Origin of the sequence: Albibacterium profundi, from assembly GCF_042159835.1 — a bacterium.
In the GTDB taxonomy this organism is placed as follows: Bacteria; Bacteroidota; Bacteroidia; order Sphingobacteriales; family Sphingobacteriaceae; genus Albibacterium; species Albibacterium profundi.
On sequence record NZ_JBBVGT010000003.1, the window covers coordinates 307,878 to 328,920 of the forward strand.

17 protein-coding genes are annotated in these 21,043 nt (G+C 41.7%); 15 read left to right on the forward strand and 2 right to left on the reverse strand.

Features of this window, described 5'->3' with window-relative positions; all coding sequences use genetic code 11:
* Positions 1 to 48 precede the first annotated feature (48 nt).
* Positions 49 to 909 carry a sigma-70 family RNA polymerase sigma factor gene (locus tag WKR92_RS12855; RefSeq protein ID WP_375558237.1) on the reverse strand — a complete coding sequence of 287 codons (861 nt, stop codon included), beginning with the start codon at positions 907 to 909 and terminating at the stop codon, positions 49 to 51.
* Between the two features lie 337 nt (positions 910 to 1,246).
* Between WKR92_RS12855 and ypfJ the strand changes: the two genes are divergently transcribed.
* Entirely contained in the window at positions 1,247 to 2,110 is an 864-nt protein-coding gene (ypfJ, locus tag WKR92_RS12860; RefSeq protein ID WP_375558238.1) for a KPN_02809 family neutral zinc metallopeptidase, read from the forward strand.
* Positions 2,111 to 2,117: 7 nt separating this feature from the next.
* Here the strand turns inward: ypfJ and WKR92_RS12865 are convergent, their stop codons facing one another.
* The gene (locus WKR92_RS12865; protein WP_375558239.1) at positions 2,118 to 2,960 is read right to left on the reverse strand and encodes an MBL fold metallo-hydrolase; all 843 of its coding nucleotides are present in this window, start codon (positions 2,958 to 2,960) and stop codon (positions 2,118 to 2,120) included.
* A gap of 131 nt (positions 2,961 to 3,091) precedes the next feature.
* Here WKR92_RS12865 and pckA point away from each other — a divergent pair, with 131 nt between their 5' ends.
* The 14 genes from pckA to WKR92_RS12935 all read left to right on the forward strand — a co-directional run bounded on the left by pckA (position 3,092) and on the right by WKR92_RS12935 (position 21,033).
* Positions 3,092 to 4,660 (forward strand): phosphoenolpyruvate carboxykinase (ATP), encoded by a 1,569-nt coding sequence (pckA, locus tag WKR92_RS12870; RefSeq protein WP_375558240.1) that lies wholly within the window; start codon positions 3,092 to 3,094, stop codon positions 4,658 to 4,660.
* On the forward strand, positions 4,657 to 6,015 hold the full coding sequence (mnmE, locus tag WKR92_RS12875) for a tRNA uridine-5-carboxymethylaminomethyl(34) synthesis GTPase MnmE (protein ID WP_375558241.1): 1,359 nt from the start codon (positions 4,657 to 4,659) through the stop codon (positions 6,013 to 6,015). Before pckA ends, mnmE begins: the two co-directional genes overlap by 4 nt.
* Positions 6,016 to 6,366: 351 nt before the next feature.
* Positions 6,367 to 7,068: a hypothetical protein gene (locus WKR92_RS12880; protein WP_375558242.1), complete on the forward strand. Its 702-nt coding sequence runs from the start codon at positions 6,367 to 6,369 to the stop codon at positions 7,066 to 7,068.
* Positions 7,069 to 7,160: 92 nt separating this feature from the next.
* Positions 7,161 to 7,880, forward strand: coding sequence for a basic secretory protein-like protein (locus tag WKR92_RS12885; protein WP_375558243.1), 720 nt, complete (start codon positions 7,161 to 7,163; stop codon positions 7,878 to 7,880).
* Positions 7,881 to 7,914: 34 nt separating this feature from the next.
* Positions 7,915 to 10,221 (forward strand): GH92 family glycosyl hydrolase, encoded by a 2,307-nt coding sequence (locus WKR92_RS12890; protein ID WP_375558244.1) that lies wholly within the window; start codon positions 7,915 to 7,917, stop codon positions 10,219 to 10,221.
* A gap of 125 nt (positions 10,222 to 10,346) precedes the next feature.
* A complete protein-coding gene (locus tag WKR92_RS12895) occupies positions 10,347 to 11,105 on the forward strand; it encodes an AraC family transcriptional regulator (RefSeq protein ID WP_375558245.1) in 759 nt (252 codons plus the stop codon).
* A gap of 120 nt (positions 11,106 to 11,225) precedes the next feature.
* Positions 11,226 to 11,447, forward strand: a complete 222-nt coding sequence (locus WKR92_RS12900; protein ID WP_375558246.1) for a heavy-metal-associated domain-containing protein — start codon at positions 11,226 to 11,228, stop codon at positions 11,445 to 11,447.
* A gap of 19 nt (positions 11,448 to 11,466) precedes the next feature.
* A complete protein-coding gene (locus WKR92_RS12905) occupies positions 11,467 to 13,398 on the forward strand; it encodes a heavy metal translocating P-type ATPase (RefSeq protein ID WP_375558247.1) in 1,932 nt (643 codons plus the stop codon).
* Between the two features lie 35 nt (positions 13,399 to 13,433).
* Positions 13,434 to 14,030, forward strand: a complete 597-nt coding sequence (locus WKR92_RS12910) for a DUF6448 family protein (protein ID WP_375558248.1) — start codon at positions 13,434 to 13,436, stop codon at positions 14,028 to 14,030.
* A 114-nt stretch (positions 14,031 to 14,144) separates the two neighbouring features.
* A complete protein-coding gene (locus WKR92_RS12915) occupies positions 14,145 to 14,927 on the forward strand; it encodes a hypothetical protein (RefSeq protein WP_375558249.1) in 783 nt (260 codons plus the stop codon).
* A gap of 160 nt (positions 14,928 to 15,087) precedes the next feature.
* Positions 15,088 to 16,326, forward strand: coding sequence for a hypothetical protein (locus tag WKR92_RS12920; protein ID WP_375558250.1), 1,239 nt, complete (start codon positions 15,088 to 15,090; stop codon positions 16,324 to 16,326).
* An 85-nt stretch (positions 16,327 to 16,411) separates the two neighbouring features.
* Positions 16,412 to 18,751, forward strand: coding sequence for a type I restriction-modification system subunit M (locus tag WKR92_RS12925; protein WP_375558251.1), 2,340 nt, complete (start codon positions 16,412 to 16,414; stop codon positions 18,749 to 18,751).
* Between the two features lie 3 nt (positions 18,752 to 18,754).
* Entirely contained in the window at positions 18,755 to 19,759 is a 1,005-nt protein-coding gene (locus WKR92_RS12930; RefSeq protein ID WP_375558252.1) for a virulence RhuM family protein, read from the forward strand.
* The gene (locus tag WKR92_RS12935) at positions 19,759 to 21,033 is read left to right on the forward strand and encodes a restriction endonuclease subunit S (RefSeq protein ID WP_375558253.1); all 1,275 of its coding nucleotides are present in this window, start codon (positions 19,759 to 19,761) and stop codon (positions 21,031 to 21,033) included. Before WKR92_RS12930 ends, WKR92_RS12935 begins: the two co-directional genes overlap by 1 nt.
* Positions 21,034 to 21,043 lie beyond the last annotated feature (10 nt).

The window sequence follows — 21,043 nt, forward strand, 5'->3', positions numbered from 1 at the left end:
GTTTTGCGAGCCTTTTTTATTGCAACCTCTATAGGAGTTTTTACACCACTATCCTAAGTAGGTTTTTAATATTTTACTTCTCGACGTATGGCGTAGGCGCTGAAGCGCTTTGTCCTTAATCTGGCGTACGCGTTCACGTGTTAGGCTGAACTTCTCTCCAATCTCTTCAAGAGAGAGAGGGTGGTTAGAAGCTAAACCAAAGAAAAGAACAATGATTTCGCGTTCACGATCTGTCAACGTAGCTAATGATCTTCTGATTTCCTCAGAAAGGGACTCATCGATCAGGCTATTATCCGTGTTTGGATCATGGTTTTCCAATACGTCCAATAAGGTGTTTTCTTCACCCTGTACAAAAGGAGCGTCCATCGATACGTGGCGTCCTGAATTACTCAAGGTGTCGGAAATCTTATCTACTGTGGTTTCCAGCATATCGGCTAATTCCTCTGGTGATGGCTCTCTTTCGTAGTCCTGTTCCAGTTTTGAAAAAGCTTTGCTGATTTTACTCAATGATCCTACCTGGTTTAAAGGTAAACGTACGATACGTGATTGCTCAGCTATGGCTTGTAGGATTGATTGTCTAATCCACCATACTGCATAAGAAATAAATTTAAACCCTTTGGTTTCGTCAAATCGTTTAGCGGCTTTTATTAAGCCTAAGTTTCCCTCGTTAATGAGGTCTCCGAGGGTGAGACCCTGATTTTGATACTGTTTCGCTACTGAAACTACGAAACGTAAATTCGTTTTTGTTAAACGTTCTAAAGCGGCTTGATCGCCTTCTCTGATTTTTTGAGCAAGAATCACTTCTTCCTCAGCCGTAATAAGATCAACCTTTCCAATTTCGTGTAAGTACTTGTCTAGGGACTGTGACTCACGGTTGGTGATTGATTGCGTAATTTTAAGTTGTCTCATTAAATAATTTTAAAGTACTCCTTGATGGTGCAAAAGTTTGCAAAAATAAGAAAATTCTACATTAATAACGATAAAATGGGATAAAAGTTCTATGATAATGAGGTATTTATCAACTTTTAACGTCAGCAATACTGTAGCAAAAAATGTTCCAAAACTGCGTATCGTTAGGTGTATTTAGGTGTTGGTTTAAAAAATGATTTTGTGGTGATAATTTAGGCATATGTTTTGTGTTTAGTTCCTAGGTAAAACCAATGTATTAATTATTTTTCGATAAATGTAATTTATCTGTTATCTCATTATTTTAGTAACTTTATTATCATAACAAAAATAGAAACCTATGAAATGGAAAGGTCGTAGACGAAGTTCAAACATGGAAGACCGTCGCGGAATGTCTGGCGGTAAAATGTTATTAGGTGGGGGTGTTATTGGTGTCGTGGTTCTTTTGGTTCAGATGTTTACCGGTACCGACTTATCGCAGGTAATTCCACCTGAAATGATGCAAGGTGGGGGACAAGGTACGGAGCAGACCGTTGAGCTCACCGAAAAGGAAAAACAGATGGGTGAGTTTGTTTCCGTGGTACTTGCCGATACAGAAGATGTTTGGGGAAAGATTTTTCAGGAAAATGGGATGACTTATCAAAATCCGAAGTTGGTCTTGTTTAGTAATGCTGTGAATACCGGTTGTGGTGGTGCTAGTGCTGCATCCGGACCTTTTTACTGTCCGGCCGACCAGACTGTGTATATGGACTTGGTGTTTTTTGATGAACTTAAATCTCGTTTCGGTGCTAAGGGTGGCGATTTTGCAATTGCCTACGTCATTGCACATGAAGTAGGTCACCATGTTCAGAATTTGTTGGGCACCAGCGGGGAAACCCAGCGAGCTATGCAAAGCAGTAGCACTGAAGATGCCAATCAGCTATCAGTTGCACTCGAACTTCAAGCTGATTTTTACGCCGGAGTATGGACTCATTATAATCAGGATCTAAATAATATGTTGGAGCCTGGAGATATTGAAGAGGCTCTTAGCGCTGCTAATGCGGTGGGTGACGATACCATTCAGGAACGCATGCAGGGGCACGCTAATCAGGAGACCTTTACCCATGGAACCTCTGAGCAGCGTATGCAGTGGTTCACAAGAGGCTATGAAACAGGTGATGTCAATCAGGGTAATACCTTCCAGCAACTCGGATTAACTAGGTAGTTAGATATTATAAAATTGAATCTAAACTAAAGGTGTCTTTTAAACGGACACCTTTTTCTGTATGCTGCATGGTACAGCATTCATTGACCGGGTCATGCTCTAAAAAACAGATGATTTCTTGATCGGCAACTTCTTGCCAATAGTTCTTACGTTCCTCCAATGTCTTCATCGGAAACATGTCGTACGCCATCACATAAGGCAGCGGGATATGCCCCACCGAAGGTAGCAGGTCGGCCATATATAGAATCGTCTTATCTTTATATTGAATCTGTGGCATCATCATCGCGTCGGTATGGCCAAATGCAAAACGAATCGAGATGTTTTTGTTCAAAACTCCCGCATCCTGATCTTCAACAAACTTTAATCGCCCACTCTCTTGAATAGGCAAGATGTTCTCTGATAAAAAGGAAGCCTTTTCCCGGTCGTTCGGTTCCGTCGCCCATTTCCAATGCTGCGCATTGCTCCAATAGTATGCATTTTTAAAAGCTGGAACCAGTTGGTCGCCATCGCGAATAATTGCTCCTCCCACATGATCAAAATGCAAATGAGTCAAGAATACATCCGTAATATCATCCCTAGAGAAACCGTGTTTAGCCAGTGATTTGTCGAGTGTATTTTCGCCATGAATATAATAATGGCCAAAAAATTTCTCGCTCTGCTTGTCGCCCAGACCTGTATCTACCAGAATCAACTGGTCGCCGTCCTCGATTAAAAGAAGTCGCATCGCCCAAGTACAAAGGTTGTTTTCATCAGGTGGGTTTGTACGGCTCCATAGTACTTTCGGCACTACGCCAAACATTGCTCCACCGTCTAATTTAAAGAGTTCTGTATCGATACTGTATAAATTCATAAACACGTTTAATGGTTAAATGCGAAGATAACAAATTAGTTTTCCAAAGGCTAGGGTATTTGATTGATAAAATGGTAAATTTGAGCCGAAAAATACAGCCAATTTTGTTAAATTATTAAAAAAACGTATTTATGTTGCCAAATTTGTCCTATTTGCAGATCCATGCAGGCAAGAAAGTCAATTACCAACTTAGCGTCCCTGAGCTTGTTGAAGATGCCATCAAGAAAGGCGAAGGTTACCTGGTCGAGTCAGGCGCCCTCACCGCTGACACCGGGCAATTTACCGGTCGCTCGCCCAAAGACCGATTTATTGTTGAAGATGATATTACCCGTGATGCCGTTTGGTGGGGAAATATCAATCAGCCGATCTCGTCGGACGTGTTCAATGCGCTTTACAAAAAAGTAGGGGAGCATCTAAGTAATGAAGAGATCTATGTGCGCGATGTGCTCGCTTGTACGTCACCCGACTATCAGATTGGTATACGCGTTGTCACCGAGAATGCCTATCAGAACATTTTTGCTAACAATATTTTCGTTCGTTCCAGCGAGACAGATGCGGACAAGCGTCCTGAATGGTCAATTCTCGCCGCTCCGACCTTTCAGGCGGAACCTATTGTAGATGGAGTGCCCAATCCTAATTTTGTCATTATCAATTTTACTGAAAAGATTATCCTTATTGCCGGTACGGGTTACACAGGCGAGATTAAAAAAGGTATATTTAGTGTTCTTAATTTTATACTGCCGCATCAGCACCGGGTGTTGTCCATGCACTGTTCAGCGAATACCAATGCAAAAGACGAAACAGCATTGTTCTTTGGCTTGTCCGGTACCGGTAAAACCACCCTGTCATCCGATGCTGGGCGCCATCTGATCGGTGACGACGAGCACGGCTGGAGCGATCAGGGTATTTTCAATATTGAAGGCGGATGCTATGCCAAGTGCGTGAATCTGGAAGAGGATAAAGAGCCTGAGATTTATCAGGCTATCAAATTTGGTTCCCTTTTAGAAAATATCAACTGCTTTCCGGATACCCGCGTGCCGAATTATGAGGACACCAGTAAAACTGAAAACACGCGTGTAACCTATCCGATCGACTATATCGAAGGAGCCGTTAAATCGAAGATATCGGCTACCCCAAAAAATATCTTCTTCTTGACAGCCGATGCTTTTGGTGTAATACCGCCCATTTCTAAACTGACTACCAAGGAAGCTATGTATCATTTCATTTCCGGTTATACCGCTAAAGTAGCTGGAACTGAGGTTGGTATTACCGAGCCTAAAATGGTATTCTCTGCTTGTTTTGGCGAAGCATTTATTCCTTTGCACCCCACTAGGTATGCCGAATTGCTTGGGGAGAAAATCGAAAAAGATAACATAAACGTATGGTTAGTAAATACCGGCTGGGTCGCAGGGCCTTATGGCGTTGGTCGCCGTATTCAGTTGAGGTACACCCGTTCCATGATCCGTGCAGCCATGGCTGGTGAACTCAATGATGTTGAATATCAGAGACACCCTATATTCGGCATGCATTTTCCTGTCAGTTGTCCTGGTGTTCCTTCAGAGCTTCTCAATCCTGCCAAGACTTGGCCCAGCCAAGAAGCATATGATGAACAAGCCAATAAATTAGCGAAAGCCTTTGACGAAAACTTTAAGAAATACGAAAGTGGGGTAAATTTAAATACCCTATCTTTGCGTGTATGAACGCAAAGCAGACCATTGTAGCATTATCAACACCCTCAGGTAGCGGTGCATTGGGCGTAATACGCTTATCCGGGCCTGAGGCTGTTGACATTGCCAACTCCGTTTTCAAGGGCAAGGACCTCCGTAAGCAGGCTACCCATACCTTGCATTTTGGTTTAATTATGGACGGTGAAGCCATTCTAGACGAAGTCGTTATTGGTATTTTCCTCGCTCCAAAATCCTACACCAAAGAAAACGTCATCGAAATCAGCTGCCACGGTTCCAGTTACATTATCCAGCGCATAATATCACTATTAATTGAAAATGGTGCTCGTGCCGCCAAGCCGGGTGAATTTACATTGCAGGCCTTTCTTAACGGTGCTTTTGATCTTAGTAAAGCCGAAGCCGTGGCCGATTTAATCGCTTCTAATTCCAGAGCTTCACATGATGTAGCAATGCAACAGATGAGAGGCGGTTTTGCTAATGAATTACAAGGTCTTAGAGAGCAGCTTGTACATTTTGCTTCAATGATAGAACTTGAACTCGACTTTGCAGAAGAAGACGTAGAGTTTGCTAATCGTGAACAATTGCGCGAACTTATTCTGAAGATCAATCAGGTGATCACCAAGCTTATTTCATCATTTGAGTTGGGCAATGTTATTAAGAACGGCATCCCGATTGTCATTGCCGGTAAACCCAATGTGGGAAAATCAACCTTGCTTAATTCTCTTTTGAATGAAGAACGAGCCATTGTTTCCGATATCGCAGGTACCACTCGAGATACCATCGAGGACGAAATCAATATTGAAGGCGTTATTTTCCGTTTTATTGACACCGCCGGTATCCGTGAAACAGCCGACCTAATTGAAGCCAAAGGAGTAGAGCGCACACTTGAAAAGATGAAGCAGGCCAAGCTTATTATCTACATGACTGAAGCCAATCAAGATTTCAGCGATATCTCCGAACAGGTAGAAGGTCTTGATAAGCAGGATATCCCTTATATCGTATTGGTCAATAAAGCTGAACTTCTAAACGATCAGCAGAAAGAACAGCTACAAGAACTTCCAGTGCATTTTATGTCTGCCAAAGAACATATTGGTGTTGACGAGCTTAAAGAAAGTCTCCTGGAGGCGGTTGATGTCAGCGGAATTGACACCAATGAAACTATTCTTACCAACATCAGACACGTCGAAGCCTTGCGAAGCACCGAAACAGCCTTAAATCGCGTACTGGAGAACATCGATAACCCTATTACATCCGATTTTTTGGCAATGGACATTAAGCAAGCGCTGCACTATTTAGGTGAAATCGTAGGGGAAGTGACTACTGATGATCTCTTAGAAAACATATTTTCGAAGTTTTGCATCGGGAAATAAAAGTGATTTTCTTTATCAGGGGTGAACAAACCTAAATTGAGGTTGTATTTGAGAAGGAAGAGCTCGGTAGAGCTGTAACTGTTGCAAAGAATGCAACTGTTCGGAATTTACGAACAGTTCAAAAGAAGAGGTAACTATTAAGGGTTTCTTAATAGTTCGAATGGAGGGGGCAAACAGAAGCTGAAGAAGAACCTCAGCATAAACCGTTTGTTTGGAACCGATAAAATAGTTAATCGAAATAAAACCCATCATATTATTGTTCTTCAGGATTGAAAAACTTAGTTTTGAATTGAACCAACGCTTGCCTTTGTGAACCAATCAATTAAAACCAATTTCGCTTTAAATGGGATCGTGAAATCCATTTCGCTATCGATCATCATGATCTCCCTGTTTGCTTGTTCAAATGCGCATTCCCAAGTACCCGAAATTCTACTACAGGACTATAGCTTTTTAGTCGCTGACGGAGAAGTAGAAAGGATTAAGCAACGGAATGATACACTTTACAAATTTAACTGCGTATTACCCCATTCTACCCAATCCTGCTTTCCCGAATCGGGAAAAAGCTATCGAATCATTGCAGCGAACAGGTCGGATGATGTCACCGTGTTGAAGCTTGAGCGACTTGATAGTATCTCGATGACAACAAACCCGTATCCGCCGACTCGCTATTCGATCGTAGCTCTCAAGGCTGTTGACAATAAGGATTTGGGTTTCTTACCCCTCGAATCCGACTTGACAAAAGAGCAGCTTGATACGATAGAAACCAACGTTCAAGAATTGGAGAATAAGTTCTTCTATTCCTATTATAGTGATAGTTATCTAAAAGAGCTCGCTGCCCTAAAGCGTGTAGAGACGAAAGAACAAGCTAATGAGATTGTCAATTTGATTAAAAGCGAAGAGTTTGAATGGCTTGTAGAGCGATATAAAAAGACAGAAGTCCCAGACATGTATGGCAGTGGACTCGCAGCAGAAATTATAAACCGCGCATGTATAAAATTGGGTTATAATCCATCGGGAGCCGGGCAAGCGATTAATTCTTTTATGCGCGAATAGTCACCGTCCAAACCTAACTTCAAAAAAAAATCGCCGTTTAAGCACAAGCTAAAATGTTTTTTCTTAATTTCGATGTTACTAACAAATCAATTATGAAAAAGATATTTTTATTAGCTGCGGTTTGCTGCGCAATGTTGCTTTCGTTCAACACCGCTTCAGCGCAAAGAGATTGGCGAAATACAGACAAAGACCGTAAGGTGGCAGTCGACGTAGACAGCATCACAAAGCAAGGTTACACACTGATCTGGATCAATAAAGACCCTGATTTCGATAAAGAATTAAAAACCAGATTAATTGACACTTATTTTATCACCTATCCGGAACTAGCAAAAGATTTCAATCGTAAAACACTTAAAAGCGTGACCTTCGTCATCGATCCCGAATACGAAGGCGTAGCAGCTACTTCTGGTGGAGTGATCCGTTACAATCCCGAATGGTTTGTCAAGAACCCCTCAGATATCGATGTAGTTACCCACGAAGTCATGCACGTCATTCAGAGCTATCCTCACCGCGCGGGACCCGGTTGGCTAACAGAAGGTGTTGCTGATTATGTACGCTACAAATATGGCGTTGCTAATGAAGAAGCTAATTGGAGCCTAACGAAGTTCAATGAAAAGCAAAGCTATGAAAATTCCTATCGCATCACCGCCCGCTTCTTGCATTGGGTCGTAACCCATCATGATAAGCACTTCGTTAAAAAACTAGATCACGCCCTGCGAGCAGGAAAATACGATGAAGATTTCTGGGTAAAGCGAACCGGCAGCACGGTCGATGAACTTTGGGAAGAATACGCAAAAAATCCAGCTATATAAAGCGAATATTAGCTAAAGCTAAAACCAGCCGACAATGAAAAATATAAAACGATACCTAAGCGCTCTACTGATGACGGCCCTTTTGCCAGGAATCAGTTCTGCCCAGCAAAGTCCATTAACACAATACGTTAAGCCGCTAATCGGAACCGCTAAAATGGGGCATACCTTTCCTGGCGCTACCGTACCTTTCGGTGCCGTACAGTTGAGTCCCGATACAGACACTATTCCCTATGCGGTGAACGGAAAGTATACAGGCGATGTTTATAAGTATTGCGCAGGCTATCAGTATGATGACCCAACCATTGTCGGTTTCAGTCACACCCATTTTTCAGGGACAGGTCATTCTGATCTTGGGGATATCTTGGTCATGCCGACCCAAGGAGAATTGCAACTTAACCCCGGCACAGCAGACCATCCTGAAACCGGCTATCGTTCTTTATACAGTCACGATAATGAAATTGCCGAACCGAATTACTACAGCGTCCAGTTAGACGACCACCAGATCAAGGCAGAGTTGACTACCACCACGCGCGTTGGTATGCATCGTTATACCTATCCCGCGTCCGACCAATCGCATCTGGTCCTAGATCTTAACGCCGGTATCTATAATTACGATGGAAAGAACGTGTGGACCGTGGTTCGTGTCCTCAATGATTCTACTCTTACAGGTTATCGGCAAACCAATGGCTGGGCCAGAACAAGAGTTGTTTATTTTGCCATCAAAACATCCAAACCGTTTAAAAACTACGGAGCTGAGTATCTCGATAAAAACGTTCAGTACCGAGGCTTCTGGCGTAAGTTTGATCAAACAGACAACTTCCCAGACTTAGCTGCCCACAATATCCGCATGCACCTAGATTTTGACACCGAAGAAGGTGAACAAATCATGATGAAAGTAGCCATCAGTCCGGTCAGCATGAGTAATGCCCTTGAGAACATGGAGATAGAAGCACCCCATTGGGATTTTGATGCCGTCGTAGCTCAAGGCAAAAAAGCCTGGGAAAACGAGCTGTCCAGGTATACGGTTGACATGCTCAATAAAGAAGACCTTATCAATTTCTACACCTCGGTATACCACGCCAACCTGATGCCGACGGTATACATGGATGTTAACGGCCAGTACAAAGGGATCGACTATGAAGTGCATGAAGCAGAAGGCTTTGTCAACTATACATCCTTCTCTTTATGGGACACCTTCCGAGCCTTTCATCCTTGGTTGAACCTGGTCGACCCCAAACGGAATTCAGACATGGTTTCCTCCATGATGGCCCATCACGATCAGTCTGTCCTAAACATGCTGCCTATCTGGTCGCACTATGGCAATGAAAACTGGTGCATGAGTGGCTATCATTCCGTATCCGTTGTTGTTGATGCCATCCTCAAAGGATCCTATAAAGGCGATGCCGAAGCAGCCCTTGAAGCCTGCGTACAAACCGCCAATGCCAGACGCTATGAAGGCATCGGTGAGTATATTGATCTAGGATATGTTCCAGACGATGTTAACAGTACCTCGGTGTCCAATACACTAGAATACGCTTATGACGATTGGTGTATCGCACAGTTGGCTAAAAAGTTAGGTAAAGAAGACATCGCTGCCGAATTCACTAAGCGTGCAGGGAACTGGAAAAACCTATTTGATCCAAGCATCGGTTTTATGCGTCCCAAAGACAGCGAAGGTAATTTCCGTGAAGAATTCGACGTCCTTGAAACCCACGGACAAGGATTTATCGAAGGGAACACTTGGAATTACTCGCTCTACGTGCCCCATCAACCTGAACAATTAATGGAAGCCTTAGGCGGGCAATCGGGTTTAGAAACCTATTTAGATTCCCTCTTCACCATGCACTTGCCTGACAAGTACTTTGCTAACACAGAAGATATTACCCGTGAAGGCATCATCGGTAACTACGTTCATGGTAACGAACCTTCACACCACGTAGCCTATCTCTACAACCTGACCACCAGCCCCTGGAAAACCCAAGAGCGCTTACGGGAAATCATTCGCCACCAATACAATAACGGCCCTGCCGGACTCGGTGGAAATGACGACTGCGGGCAAATGTCCGCCTGGTACCTCTTTACATCACTAGGCTTTTACCCTGTAGCACCTGGCGACACTGATTATTGGTTAGGCAGCCCCTTAGTCAAATCAGCCGAAGTGCAGTTACAAAATGGAAAAACCTTGAAGATAAAAGCACTTAACCAATCCGAAAAGAATGTCTACGTGAGTCGCGTTCGCTGGAACGGTCAAGATATTGAAGGCTTTAAGATTAGCCATGACGACATCATCCAAGGAGGTGAGTTGGAGTTTGTGATGTCTTCCAAACCCAAGACTAAATAGCTGTCTGTTTGATTTATTATGTTATGAAATCCATTCCTTACATAGAATACACCAAGCTTGAAGCCGAAGATACCGATAAAAACCATTGGTATCACATGTCGCATCTGAACCATGCTTGCGCATCCATGGATTCCCATCGCACCTCGGCCTATGCCATTTGTTTGCTTAGCAAAGGCAAGCTGCAGTTAGAGTCTGATCTCTTTATCCATCAGGCTCAAGCACCAGCTGTTTTCACCATTGCACCAACAGCTATTCGTCGTTTTACCGATCTTGGCGAAGGCTATGAAGCAAAGATTTTTTTCTTTCGCAAAGAACTTTTCTTAGAGGGGCAGGCCGATATCAATTACCTAGATAAGTTTGATTTTTTCGAAGTCCCCGAACATCAATTTCTTCAGCTTGAAGTCAATCAACATCAAATGCTGGAGACCTATTTCAACCTTATTCATGAGAAAACATTAGAAGGTACCAGTCACGCCTCTGATATTATCCGGAGTCTGATTTATATCCTGATCAACGAACTGGATAGTATCTACCAAAGCGTGCCGGACGACTCAGATCCGAGCCACGGGAAAAACACCCATATCCTTTCCAAGTTCAAGTCCCTTTTAGCAGAACACTTTATCGAAGAAAGACAAGTGTCCTTTTACGCCGATAAACTGCACCTCACACCCAAGTACTTTTCTACCATTATTAAAGAGGTTAGTGGCAAAACTGCCGGCGAATGGATTAATGAGATGTTGGTCTTAGAAACCAAAGTACGCCTCCAAAACCAAAAGCAAAGCATCGCCCAGATCGCCTTTGATCTCAACTTCTCAGACGCCTCACACTTCGGTAAGTTTTTTAAGAAACACGTGGGAATAAGCCCTTCAGACTACCGTAAGTAGCTCTTTTCCGACTTTTATACCATTTCTACCTACTCCCAACCCTTCCAATGGCTAGGCTAGTGGCCTATCTTTGTATTGTAATTGATTGATAACCATTTAAATATAAAGAAAGGAACTATAATGAAAACGATAAAATTTCAGTTGGAAGAATTAACCTGTCCATCGTGTATCAATAAAATCGAAAGCGTTCTTAACCGAGAAAGCGGCGTATACGAGGCCAAGGTACTATTTAATTCAAGCAAAGTAAAAGTAGACTACAATGAAGATGAAGTTCAGCCACAAAAGCTAGCATCCATCATCGAGAAACTCGGTTACCCCGTACTGTCTCCACGTACTTTTTAATCACTAATCAAACTAAAACATGAAAAGCATAACAAAAAATAGATTAACATTCTTATCGGGTGGTCTACTCATGGCCGCCCTGATAAGTTACCTCATCAGCCCAGGCAGTCCAACACAAGACATCCTGCTGATCATCGCATCCGTCATAGCCGGATATCCCATTGCCGTCAAAGCTATCCAAGCCTTGCGGATGAAAGCCTTTAGTATTGATTTATTGGTAACCATTGCCGTCGTAGGCGCCATGATTATTGGCGAATACACCGAGTCTGCCGTCGTTACCTTCCTTTTCCTTTTTGGTGACTACCTCGAAGGGCGCACCCTTCGGAAAACCAGATCCTCCTTGCGTTCACTCATCAATATGGCACCCTTGGAAGCCACCATCCTGAAAGAGGGTAAGCGAATCACCGTTCCAGCCGATGAAGTAGAAAAAGGCGATACCGTCATCGTACAGCCGGGCGGGCGAATACCTGTAGACGGCACCGTCATTTCAGGTAACGCATTGATCAATGAAGCAGCCATTACCGGTGAATCCATTCCTGTTGAGAAGCATGCCGGCGACCCCGTGTTCAGCAGTACCACTTCAGATAATGGCTACCTTGAAATCGCCGCTGAAAAAGTAGGAGAGGACACCACCTTCTCCAAGATTATCGAATTGGTTGAAGAAGCACAAGAAACCAAAGCCAAGACACAGAAATTCATGGAGCGCTTTGCCAAGTATTACACACCGGGCATAATCATACTCGCTCTACTCGTTTGGACCATCACACAAGACGTCCACCTTGCGCTCACCTTCTTGGTCATCGCCTGTCCGGGAGCTCTCGTTATTTCTGTACCAGTATCTATCGTAGCCGGGATCGGTAATGGAGCTAAAAACGGTATCCTTATCAAGGGTGGTGACAAGATGGAAAACCTGGCCAAGGTCAATGCCATCGTTTTTGATAAAACAGGTACCCTAACCAAAGGTAAGCCCGAAGTAACCGCCATCAAGACGATAGGGATTTCCGAAGACGAACTACTCACCCTAGCTGCCGAAGTAGAAGTGGTATCCGAACACCATTTAGGAAAAACCATTGTCAAAAAAGCAACGGAACGAGGTCTATCGCTTCGACAGCAGCCAAGTGAAACCAACATTATGAAAGGACATGGATTAAGAGCTCGGTTGGCTGATCAAGCAGTCTATATAGGAAACAGCTCAGGTGCAAAAAAGCTCGGAATTTCAATTGACGACAAACTGAGTACATACATGTTGAAACAAGAAGAACGAGGAAATACCGCGGTGCTAGTCGCCCGCCAAAACACCGTAATCGGCGTCATTTCCATTGCCGATCAGATTCGCGATGAAGCCTATGACTCCTTGGCCCAATTACGTGACAGTGGCATCAAGCGTACCGTTATGCTCACCGGCGATAACAAGCAGGTCGCAGACCAAGTAGCCTCCCAACTAGGAATCAACCAAGTATTTGCCGAGCTATTACCACAAGACAAAGTAGACAAAGTAAAAACCTGTAAGAAATCGGGAACCAAGCTTGCCATGGTAGGCGATGGCATTAATGACGCACCAGCGATCGCCACCGCAGATGTTGGTATTGCCATGGGCGGCACGGCTACTGATGTTACCATGCAGACAGCCGATGTTATACTCATGTCAGATAAGCTCGATAAATTACCATACGCTATCAATTTAGCGAAGGCCACCATCCGCAACATGAAGCAGAACACCTACCTATCTCTAATCACCGTTGCCATCCTCCTGGTAGGTGTACTCACCGATTACGTCCATCTAGCATCAGGCATGTTGATCCACGAGTTGAGCGTACTTCTGGTCATTCTGAACGCCCTACGACTCGTACGTTTTCCGAAGTACCAGTTGAATCCGACTTTTGTACCATTTCTCCCTACTCTTAGACCTTCCGTACAGACGGAAAAGGAGCTATGTTTGTATTGTAAATAACTGATAATCATAAAAATATAAAGAAAGGAACTATAATGAAAACATTAAATCATCTCAAGAAATTATTTGGCAAAACCGCCATGCTATTAGCCGCATTCATGCTCGCATTCAGTATGCCCATTTACGCCCACTGTGACTCATATGACGGCCCTGTAATTCAAGACGCATTAAAAGCATTAAATAAAGGCGAAGTAAGCTACATCATGAAATGGATTGAAGAAGAACATGAAAACGAAATCAAAAATCTATTTAAGAAAACCGTAGCCTTAAAGAACGAAGACGCGGAAGTCTACAAGATTGTAGAAAAGCACTTTCTTGAAACTTTAGTCCGCGTACACCGTGAAGGCGAAGGCGCTGCCTTTACCGGACTAAAACCCGCCGGTTCTGCAACCCCCATCATACAGATGGCCGACAAGTCCATTGCCGATGAAAGTGTAAACAGCTTACTGACTAATCTCGACAAACATATCCGAACTGTGATTGCTGAGAAGTACGAGAAAGTAAACGCATTGAGCAAAGTAAAAGACAACTCAATCGAAGAGGGAAGAGCCTACGTAGCAGCCTATGTAGACTATACCCACACCCTAGAAGCCATTGAAGGGGCACTGGCTGGCGGCGCACATCGCCATTAATATTTCAAAATCATACAATAAATAAACCTAGAAGCAGCACGACGGAAGTTGTGCTGTTTTTTACTTTGAAGATTATTTATTGCTATTTTTGATTGATACTAAAACAAACCAAGCATGAAAAACCTACTCATGATTTTATTCATGCTGCCGACTTTTGTGTTTGGACAGCAATTTCTTTGGTCAACAACCAATGATGGAGAGTTGAAAGACAAGAACATCAATAACATTTCAGTAGACGCGGTATTAGATAAAGTACTGAGTTATTATGACTTCTATAATTACTATCACGATATGACTGGGTTTACCATAGATGGTCTTAAAGAATTTATCGAAACCGACCCCAAAGCAGCCAAGTCGATACAATGGAAGCCAACAATGAAATTTGACAAACCGACTGCCTTTGCATTCAAAGGTAATGATGGTTATGGTTCTTATGTTATCGTTATGCTAATGCAACAGGAAAACGTCGATTTATTGATGTTCTCTAATGATATTGGACAAGGAGTGGAATCAACAAATTATGGACATCGGGAAAAATTTATTAGCTGGTTTCATTCTTTCTGGAGATATGGTGAAATTAGTTATACTAGTGAAGGCGGTGATCCTTTATTAGCTGATTATGGTTATGCAACAACAAGACTAGAAAACCGACGATTTATTGTAGCGCCGAAAATTGAAGATGATGGTGAGTTCTCAGGGAAAGTCGCTGTAGAAATTCGTGTAGATCGTGAAGGAAAGGTATTGTCCGCTAGAGCAGGTGTACGAGGAACCACGATATCAGATAATGCTTTATATGAAAGGTGTGAGCGAGCTGTTTTAGGAGCACAGTTAAATCAGGTAGAAATGGCACCTTCTATACAGACAGGTGTTATTGTATTTAATTTTAAATTGAAGTAATTTATTTAACTCGGTAATGATTACTATGTAACAAATGTTCGTTGAATTTGCTACAATGTATTGAAACTACCGTTTTAATATACCCAGTTATAAGTATCAAAAATTGCTTATAGTGTAATATCTTTATAATCTACAACCTAACCATTGTACTAAACCTAACATGATTTCACTCTATTGTCCTGTATGTTTGAAGGGAGGGTCATACGAAAATCTATTGATCCATCTATATCATCATGGTTATGACGATATCCAAGCTAATATTTTGCTCAATTACGATAAAACTTATAAGGGTTTAATTGATCATTTTGACTTGAAATTGCCAGAAGTAGATCAGCGAGATGAACGGTTTATTTTCTATAGCAAGTTCTTATGTGAAATGTATGATTTTTTTCGACCATTACCATCGGAACATGCAAATTTACGTGTTGAAAAAGATATTATAGAACTGGTAAAGGTTTACAGAGAAGTTTTGGGTTGCAAGATTTTTAAAATTAAAGAAAAATTGAAGGGTTCTGGATATGTGACAGATATTGATAAATATGAATTCATCGTGTTATCAGAGATTTACAAAGAAGTAGTTGATTATCAAGAACAACTATCACAACCGCCCTCCGGGTCAGTTTTGTATCCAAGAGCAATAAAAAGAGGATCTGAATATTTGGTCAGCTGGGATCATATTGAATTTAAGGAAAAGAAGGTTACAGTTTCAGTCCATGAAGTTGACAGAAAATCTATTATCGATGTTTCATCTTCCCAAGAGCTTCTTAACTATATCAAGGAAGACTATTTTAAGGTCCGCTTCAAGGGCGAATATTTTAGGTTAAATTTTACTGATAATAGGAAAAGGGATTTGTCCGAGTCAACTGTTTCGGATATCGAGGATTTGCTTCGGGCGAATTCAAAGGACATTTCAAAAATGTTAAAAAATATCCGATTTAAAGGAAAACCTTTACACGGGACAGGTGAAATCAAGCCCACAGTTGTTGATAGGGGCGATAGTAGATTTATAAAAAATAAACATGAATATATTCAATTGGCAGTAAGTTATTGCAGGGGGAACGACAAGGTGTACTCTATCAAAGAACATTATAATGGAAGAGAGGAAGGAGCTATAATAATTGAATATAAGCGCTCTAATCACACATATCTATTAGTAGAAAATGAGAACAAAGATAGGAGTGCACATTTATTTGCATTTGACAAAAAATCAATGAATAACGTTGAACAAGTTTGTGCTTATTATACGTCTGACAAAGAAAATAAGCGAGGCTTGATTAAGGGTCGACTAATCGATTTTAAAAAGGATTTTAACACTTCATTCGACGTCAAAACTCTTTATCATTCCGACATTGAAAAATACAAAGACTATCTTCTAGAGTATCTCAATATAATCGGATAAGCCTTTCGTAATATATATTGCTATTCAATCAAAAAAGGGCTATTTTGCATGCAATAAACCATGCTTATCTGCTATTTAAAAAAAAATGACACAAACTTCTCACAATAAACTCGTTAGCTTCATTTGGTCTATCGCCGATGATTGCTTACGGGATGTATACGTACGAGGGAAATACCGCGATATCATATTGCCCTTTGTTGTATTAAGACGAATAGATTCTTTGCTAAAGCCTACTAAAGAAGCGGTGCTGGAAGAGGTACGCTTCCAAAAGGAAGATCTAGGGCAGGTGGAGTTAGATCCAAAAGGATTGCAGGACGCCGCCGGGTATGTGTTTTATAACACATCCACCTGGACTATGGAAAAATTGAAAGGGACTGCGACGAATTCTCAACAAAAGTTGGTAGCAAATTTTGAAGAATACCTAAACGGCTTTTCAAGAAATGTTAAAGAGATCGTTGAGAAATTCAACCTCTCCGCACAAGTACGCCATATGGCCTCAAAAGATGTCTTGCTAGATGTATTAGAGAAATTCACCTCACCTTATATTAATCTAACACCTGTTGAGACGAATGATCCAGAGGGGCGGCCGTTACCAGCCTTATCTAATCTAGGGATGGGTTATGTGTTCGAAGAGTTGATTCGGAAATTCAATGAAGAAAACAATGAAGAAGCCGGAGAACACTTCACACCACGTGAGGTAATTCAACTGATGACCCACTTGGTATTTGAACCTCTGAAAGGAAATCTTCCGAAGATTATTACCATCTATGATCCGGCTTGTGGTTCAGGAGGGATGCTTACCGAGAGTGAAAATTATTTAATTGAAGACGAAAACTTTCAGTATAAAGGGGACGTGTATCTCTATGGTAAGGAAATCAACGATGAAACCTATGCCATCTGTAAATCGGATATGATGATAAAGGGCAAAGACCCTGAAAATATCCGCGTAGGTTCAACCCTGTCAACCAACGAGTTTTCCGATACAAGGTTTGACTTTATGCTTTCCAATCCGCCATACGGTAAGTCTTGGTCATCTGAGCAGAAATACATTAGGGACGGAAGAGACGTCATCGATTCTAGATTTCAGATCAAACTCAAAGATTACTGGGGAAATTGGGAAACGGTTGATGCAACCCCTCGTTCATCAGACGGGCAGTTGCTTTTCCTGATGGAAATGGTAGACAAAATGAAAGCTCCAACTGCCAATAAGATCGGTAGTCGCATCGCTTCGGTACATAACGGTTCGTCTTTATTTACGGGCGATGCAGGTTCTGGAGAATCCAATATAAGACGCTATATCATCGAGAACGACCTGCTTGACGCTATCGTTCAATTGCCGAATAACCTCTTTTATAACACGGGAATAACCACCTATATCTGGTTATTAAACAACAATAAACCAGCAGAACGCAAAGGCTTCGTTCAACTCTTAGACGCAAATAAACTCTATCGCAAACTGCGCAAGAATCTTGGCAACAAAAACTCAGAGTTCGCTCCAGAGCAAATCACTGAGATCGTAAACGCCTATTTAGAAAACAAAGAAAGCAGTGAACCAGATTCCTTATTGCAAGTTAAGCGTTTCAAGAACGCAGACTTCGGTTATTATAAAGTTAACATCGAGCGACCAAAAAGGCTACGATCTCAGTTTACCAACAATGCTTTAGAAAGCCTTCGTTTTGACAAAGGTATGCAAGTTCCGATGCGAGCACTCTTTGAGACCTATGGCGATTTGGTGTATACCGACTTATCGACACATGCAGAGGAAATACAAAAGCGCAATGAAGCAGAAGATTGGGGTCTAAACAAAAAACAAGTAGCTAAACTACTGGATCTAAATACTTGGGAGAAACCCAAAGCACTCTATGATGCCGCATTGCAGTTATGGACGAGCATCGGCGATGAAGTAATGACTGATTTCAATGCCCTAACAGAAAAGGTAGATGATCTCGTTAAAAAGGATAAGCTTGGCCTAAGTGCCGCAGAGAAGAAAGCCATTCTCAATTCTATCAGTGAATACGATTCCGAAGCAGAGAAGGTTATCAAGAAAATAGAAAAACTATCTGGTGATAAGCTAGGCAAACTCTTAAATCGCTTGGGTTGCCAAGAAGAGGAACTGGAACTGTTTGGTTATTATCCAACCGCAAATCCCAATGAATATATAACCTATGAAACCGATAGTGACCTTCGTGACACCGAGCAGATTCCTCTAGACGATACCATCTCAGATTACTTTATTCGGGAGGTACAACCCCATGTTCCTGAAGCGTGGATTAATTTGGATAGTGTAAAGATTGGTTATGAAATATCGTTCAATAAGTACTTCTATCAGCACACGCCTTTGCGTAGTCTAGCTGAAGTAAAGGAAGACCTTTTGGCTCTAGAACGAAAAGCAGATGGTTTGTTGAATGACATTCTAAACTTCTAAAGCATGGATAGAGAAAGTAACCTGATCATATACCAAACAGAAGACGGTATAACGAAAATCGAAACCCGATTAGAGGATGAAACTGTTTGGTTGACACAGGCACAAATGGCTGAGTTATTTCAAAAAGCGAAGTCAACGATTAGCGAACATATCAAAAATATATTTGAGGAAGGTGAATTAGTGGAAGACGCAGTTGTTCGGAATTTCCGAACAACTGCTACAGATGGGAAAAATTACGACACCAAATTTTACAACCTCGACGTTATTATATCGGTTGGTTACCGCGTGAAAAGCTTGCAAGGAACCAAATTCCGTCAGTGGGCGACACAGCGTTTGCGTGAATACATCGTTAAGGGCTTTACCATGAACGACGAATTGCTCAAGCAAGCAGGTGGAGGTAATTACTTTGACGAACTATTGGCGCGCATACGTGATATACGTTCTTCGGAAAAAGTGTTTTGGCGTAAGGTATTAGATATTTATGCTACCAGTATTGATTACGACCCGAAAGCAGAAAGTTCTCAATTGTTTTTTAAGACGGTACAAAATAAAATGCATTTTGCAGCGCATGGACAAACGGCTGCTGAAGTGATTTTTCATCGTATTTCGGCGGATAAACCGCATTTGGGATTGACGCATTTTAAAGGAGCTAAACCAACGATAGACGATGTTACAACGGCTAAAAATTATTTGACCGAGGAGGAGTTGAATATCTTGAACCGCGTAGTGACAGCCTATCTCGAATTGGCCGAGTTGCAAGCCTTGAATCGTAAACCCATGTACATGAAAGACTGGATTGCACGTTTGGATGATTTTATTCGCATGACGGGCAATGAAGTGTTGGACAATGCTGGTACCGTAGGCCATCAGCAGATGTTGAAGAAGGCAGAACAAGCTTATGCTGCTTACAAAGTGCAAACACAAGATGAACTCTCTCGTGCTGAACAAGATTTCGTGAAATTTATAGACCAAACCGTTAAACAGCTGGAGCAAAAGAAAAAGAACTAATGCAAACATACGATTCATACAAAAGCTCGGGTATAGACTGGCTAGGAGAAATACCAAGTCACTGGGAATGTAAACGTCTAGGAAATTGGTTTGAAGAAAGAAGAGAGAAAGTATCTGACAAAGATTTTGAACCTCTTTCGGTGACTAAAAATGGTATAGTCCCACAGCTTGAAAACGCTGCCAAATCAAATGATGGAGATAATAGAAAATTAGTTAAAATGGGTGATTTTGTAATTAACAGTCGCTCTGATAGAAAGGGTTCTAGTGGGTTATCACCATTGGATGGTTCTGTCTCTTTGATAAACATAGTTATGAAACCACGAAATGTTAGTGGTGTTTTCATTAATCATTTACTGAAATCAAACGGCTTTATCGAAGAATTTTATAGAAATGGTCATGGAATCGTTGCCGATTTATGGACAACGAGATACGATGAAATGAAATTTATTCATCTTGCAATCCCCCCAATCTCCGAGCAAGAAGCCATTGCTGCTTTTTTGGATGAGAAATGCGGGAAGATTGATGAACTGGTTTCGGTAAAAGAACAGCAAATAGCCTTATTAAAAGAACGCCGCCAAATTATCATTCACGAAGCAGTGACCAAAGGTCTTGATACGCAAGTCGAAATGAAAGATTCAGGCATCGACTGGATTGGTGAGATACCGGAACATTGGGAGGTAAAGAAAATAAAATATTTATTTAGCGTTATTGGAGGTGGGACACCGAGCAAAGAAAGAGCGCAGTTTTGGAATGGAGATATACCTTGGGTATCACCGAAAGACATGAAATTTAAAAATATAACTACTACCGAAGATAATATAACCAAGGAGGCAGTTGAAAATTCAAGTACAACGCTTGTTAAAAAAGGGTCCTTATTAGTTGTTGTGAGATCGGGGATTCTACAACGGACAATTCCGTTAGCATTTGCTAATCTTGACTTAACTATTAACCAAGATTTAAAAGCATTTATTCAGGTTAGCTATATGAATACAAATTACTTATACTTATTTATAAAAGGATGTGAGAACTTCTTATTAAACGAGTGGGTTAAAGCTGGTGCTACGGTTGAAAGTATAGAAGTGCAATTGATGTTAAATCATTTAATTATACTTCCTCCTCTCCACGAACAAGAACAGATAGTCACCTACCTTGAAGAACAAACTTCCCAAATAGATCTAGCCATTGTCAAGAAAACAGAGCAAATCGCTAAACTTAAAGAATACAAGCAATCGCTTATCAATGAAGTGGTGACAGGCAAAGTGCGGGTGGCTTAATTAAACAGAA

Excerpts from the sequence above, each read along its gene's own strand:
- WKR92_RS12865 (WP_375558239.1), bottom strand. The coding sequence starts at position 2,960 with ATGAATTTATACAGTATCGATACAGAACTCTTTAAATTAGACGGTGGA.
- WKR92_RS12915 (WP_375558249.1), top strand. The coding sequence starts at position 14,145 with ATGAAAAACCTACTCATGATTTTATTCATGCTGCCGACTTTTGTGTTT.
- pckA (WP_375558240.1), top strand. The coding sequence starts at position 3,092 with ATGTTGCCAAATTTGTCCTATTTGCAGATCCATGCAGGCAAGAAAGTC.
- WKR92_RS12910 (WP_375558248.1), top strand. The coding sequence starts at position 13,434 with ATGAAAACATTAAATCATCTCAAGAAATTATTTGGCAAAACCGCCATG.
- WKR92_RS12900 (WP_375558246.1), top strand. The coding sequence starts at position 11,226 with ATGAAAACGATAAAATTTCAGTTGGAAGAATTAACCTGTCCATCGTGT.
- WKR92_RS12855 (WP_375558237.1), bottom strand. The coding sequence starts at position 909 with ATGAGACAACTTAAAATTACGCAATCAATCACCAACCGTGAGTCACAG.
- WKR92_RS12895 (WP_375558245.1), top strand. The coding sequence starts at position 10,347 with ATGGATTCCCATCGCACCTCGGCCTATGCCATTTGTTTGCTTAGCAAA.
- WKR92_RS12925 (WP_375558251.1), top strand. The coding sequence starts at position 16,412 with ATGACACAAACTTCTCACAATAAACTCGTTAGCTTCATTTGGTCTATC.
- WKR92_RS12890 (WP_375558244.1), top strand. The coding sequence starts at position 7,915 with ATGAAAAATATAAAACGATACCTAAGCGCTCTACTGATGACGGCCCTT.
- WKR92_RS12885 (WP_375558243.1), top strand. The coding sequence starts at position 7,161 with ATGAAAAAGATATTTTTATTAGCTGCGGTTTGCTGCGCAATGTTGCTT.
- WKR92_RS12935 (WP_375558253.1), top strand. The coding sequence starts at position 19,759 with ATGCAAACATACGATTCATACAAAAGCTCGGGTATAGACTGGCTAGGA.
- mnmE (WP_375558241.1), top strand. The coding sequence starts at position 4,657 with ATGAACGCAAAGCAGACCATTGTAGCATTATCAACACCCTCAGGTAGC.
- WKR92_RS12930 (WP_375558252.1), top strand. The coding sequence starts at position 18,755 with ATGGATAGAGAAAGTAACCTGATCATATACCAAACAGAAGACGGTATA.
- ypfJ (WP_375558238.1), top strand. The coding sequence starts at position 1,247 with ATGAAATGGAAAGGTCGTAGACGAAGTTCAAACATGGAAGACCGTCGC.
- WKR92_RS12905 (WP_375558247.1), top strand. The coding sequence starts at position 11,467 with ATGAAAAGCATAACAAAAAATAGATTAACATTCTTATCGGGTGGTCTA.
- WKR92_RS12920 (WP_375558250.1), top strand. The coding sequence starts at position 15,088 with ATGATTTCACTCTATTGTCCTGTATGTTTGAAGGGAGGGTCATACGAA.